We start from the raw sequence: 3251 nt of genomic DNA on the forward strand, positions 1-3251 counted from the left end.
AGGCCTACGACGCACTAGGCGTGAGGGTGTCGGAGCGGCTCATCCCGCTCCTGCTTGCGCGCATCCGCTCTTTCGCCACGCAGTACAAGCAGGCGCCGAATGCAAGCGATTTGCGCCGCTTCCTGACCCAAACCCGCAGCACGCGGGTGAAAGTCTCGTGAGTGTGGTTATGGCGGCCGAACTTGTCCAATAGAAGTAACGACATGCAAGAAGTTATCGAACAACTGCGTCACCTGTCGTCGGCCGAGGATTTCCTGCGATTCTTCGACATCGCATTCGACGAGAAAGTGGTGAACGTGAGCCGCCTGCACATCCTCAAGCGCTTCTTTCAGTGTATCGAGCAACAGAAAGAACTGCCGTGTAACAGCGCGACGGCCGTGCTCGCCGTTTACCGATGCTTACTGCAGAAGGCCGACAACGACTTCGTTGTATCCACGCCCGCGAAGCAAAAGGTATTCAAAGTTTTTTGGAAGCGGACGGTCGGCGGCTCGTCTCAGTTGACGACCTGCGCGCGTCGCTGCCGGCACGCGGCGGCGCCTGACCTGGAGTACCTCAATGCATATTGTCGTCTGCATCAAGCAGTTCCCGGATTCCGTGCAGGTCCGGGTTCACCCTGTCACCAACACTATCGTGCGCCAGGGTGCTTCGGCGATACAGTTCTTTACAACATACCCTGATCTCGTCGCTCAAGCGGCCCGCACCATGATTACGGTAAATGGCGTCGACAAAAAGACCAGAAAGCACGAGATCATGGCCAGTCTCCGCAAAAATCGCTCGCTGACCGGGCTGGTCAGCGACGCATACAAATTCGGAGAGCCTTCTGATGAAAACGGTCACTGTCAATATCGAGGAAAAGCTGTTTCAGAACCGCTACCGCGTGGACGTCGGGGCGCCGCACGTCCACATCAAAAGCATTGAAGTCTGCACCAACGACTGTGCCGAAAAAACTGCACGTTCGTGTGCCCGGTCTCCTATTATCGGAAGGAGAGCAACGGCTCGGTCACGCAGATTACCGACGGCTGCCTGGAATGCGGTAGTTGCCGCATTCTGTGCACGGACCATCACAACCTCGAATGGGTGTATCCGCACGGCGGGCATGGCATCCAGTTCAAGTTCGGGTAGACAAACATATCCATCGTCACATCGGCTTCCGCGCGCCGCAAAAGCGGCCGGACGCCTCACCATATCGGAGTAAATTGTTGAATCTCATTACTGGTATCGAATCGACCGATCTGTTTGGCGGCAACGTCCCCTCCCCCGTGCTACAGTTGATCGAGACAACCCGCGGCGGCAGCAATGACGATGTGGCCGCCGCGTTGTGGACTGCGGTCCTGTCGTATCCGCGCTGCCTGCCATCCTACTATCTGCTGTATAAGTTCCATGCGAACCGGGGTGAACTTGGCGAGGCGCAGGAGGTCGCGACCAAGGCTTTGGCGGCCGCCGCCCGGCAAGCGTCGCTCGACAGCGACTGGTGTGCGGTGCAGCCGGGCGACACCGACTTCACCATTCCTGGTCCGGGCCGCTTCTGGCTCTTCACACTGAAGGCGCTCGCGTTCATCAGCGTGCGGCGCGGTGAGCGCGCCGTTGCACTGAAGCTGATCGCCAAGCTGCGCAGGCTGGACCCGCTCGATTGCATAGGCTTGGACGTCGTTGAAGCCTTGCTCGCACAGTCCGGGTCCCGATAATCGCCGTCGGAAGATCAACTGACAGATCGACAATATGCCCGCGGCATGGCTATGGTAGAACTCCATTGCAGTCCACGGCGATCGTTTCAGCATCGCTTCAGTAGTCAAAGCTGACGCTCACCGCACACTTCGCGCGGGCGCGCACGCAGGGCTACCTAGAGAATGAAAGGGACTTCCCCGTCCCGAGGCTGCGGCGGAAGCCGCGATTCGGCATCAATGTGCCAAGATGAAGTTGCGAACGTTCATCGACACCAGCGAAAGGGGAAGTCCATGCCTATTGTCACTATCGGGATCGATCTTGCCAAGAACGTTTTCGCCGTTCACGGCGTAGACGAGGCCGGCAAAGCAATGCTGATCAAGCCGCGAGTTCCGCGCGATCAGTTGGCTACGTTGATCGCACAGTTGCCAGCGTGCCTTATTGGCATGGAAGCGTGCTCGGGCGCACACCACTGGGCCCGACTGTTCCAGCAGCGCTGGCCATACCGTCAAACTCATGGCGCCCAACCTTGTCGCGCCATATCGCATGTCCGGCAAGCGCGGCAAGAATGACGCGGCGGACGCTGCTGCGATCTGCGAAGCAGTGACGCGTCCGAGCATGCGTTTCGTGCCGTTGAAGGATGAACATCAGCAGGCGACGCTTTGCCTGCACCGGACGCGACAAGGCTTTGTAGAAGAGAGGACCGCGACCTACAACCGGTTGCGAGGCCTGCTCTCGGAATTCGGCGTGGTGCTGCCACAGAGCCCGGAGAAGCTGCGCAGGTACATCACGGAACATCTGGACTCGTTGCCAGGGTGGGCGAAGCGCAGCATCAGCGATCTGCTTGAGCATGCTGGCCATATTGAGGATCGCCTGCTCGAATACGACCGTGCAATCGCCGAGATCGCGCGTGCAGATGCGCGCAGCAAGAGGTTAATGCAGTTGCGCGGCATTGGCCCAACTACGGCAAGCGCGTTGCTCGCGAGTATCGGTGCCGGGCACGACTTCAGAAACGGGCGGCAGGTAGCAGCCTGGATCGGACTCACGCCGGGTCAATACAGCAGTGGAGGCAAGGCGCGGCTGGGCGGCATCACGAAGGCAGGCGACGCGTATCTGCGCGGCCTGCTGGTCAACGGCGCCCGTGCCGTTATTGCCAGTCTCGGCGAGAAACAGGATCGCTTCAGCCGGTGGGTCCGAACCCTGGTCGAGCGCCGGGGCTATTGGCGGGCCGCCATCGCGATTGCCGCAAAGAACGCGAGATTGGCGTGGGCCTCGTTGAAATATGGCGAGGACTTCAGGCTCGAACCAGTAGCAGACTGACTCCGATTCGAAGCTGTCGGCCAACCTGCAACGGGAAACGGGCGCAGACATCATGAGCACATAGAAACGGTCACTTTGCACTGCCAGCGGTGATGTGAAGCGGGTTGGACCCGCGCGGGGCGTACCTGGCTAGCACGGCGGGGATATCCATTCCCGGCTAGAGAATGAGGCCCCTGCGCGCGTCTTTCATCAGGGTCCGGGCCAGCGGCCCAACATGACCGGTTGTAGAGCCGCAGTCCTTCACCTTCTCACATGCACTAGCGCGGCAT

1 protein-coding gene and 5 pseudogenes are annotated in these 3251 nt (G+C 59.8%); all 6 read left to right on the plus strand.

All coding sequences use genetic code 11. The features are described from left to right. Positions 1-203: 203 nt before the first annotated feature. The 6 genes and pseudogenes from nifW (at position 204) to B0G83_RS37870 (ending at position 2982) form a co-directional block, all read left to right on the plus strand. A pseudogene (gene nifW / locus B0G83_RS37845) lies at positions 204-541 on the plus strand (nitrogenase-stabilizing/protective protein NifW). 14 nt (positions 542-555) lie between these two features. Further along, positions 556-654: pseudogene (locus B0G83_RS39400) on the plus strand (nitrogen fixation protein FixA); the annotation flags it as partial. After that, positions 655-807 (plus strand): annotated as a pseudogene (locus B0G83_RS39405) (FAD-dependent oxidoreductase); the annotation flags it as partial. 16 nt (positions 808-823) lie between these two features. Next, a pseudogene (locus tag B0G83_RS39410) lies at positions 824-1122 on the plus strand (ferredoxin family protein). 77 nt (positions 1123-1199) lie between these two features. After that, positions 1200-1685, plus strand: coding sequence for a hypothetical protein (locus B0G83_RS37865; protein ID WP_105512344.1), 486 nt, complete (start codon positions 1200-1202; stop codon positions 1683-1685). A gap of 270 nt (positions 1686-1955) precedes the next feature. Next, positions 1956-2982: pseudogene (locus B0G83_RS37870) on the plus strand (IS110 family transposase). Positions 2983-3251 lie beyond the last annotated feature (269 nt).

The sequence above is a fragment of the Paraburkholderia sp. BL21I4N1 genome (assembly GCF_002973525.1).
In the GTDB taxonomy this organism is placed as follows: Bacteria; Pseudomonadota; Gammaproteobacteria; order Burkholderiales; family Burkholderiaceae; genus Paraburkholderia.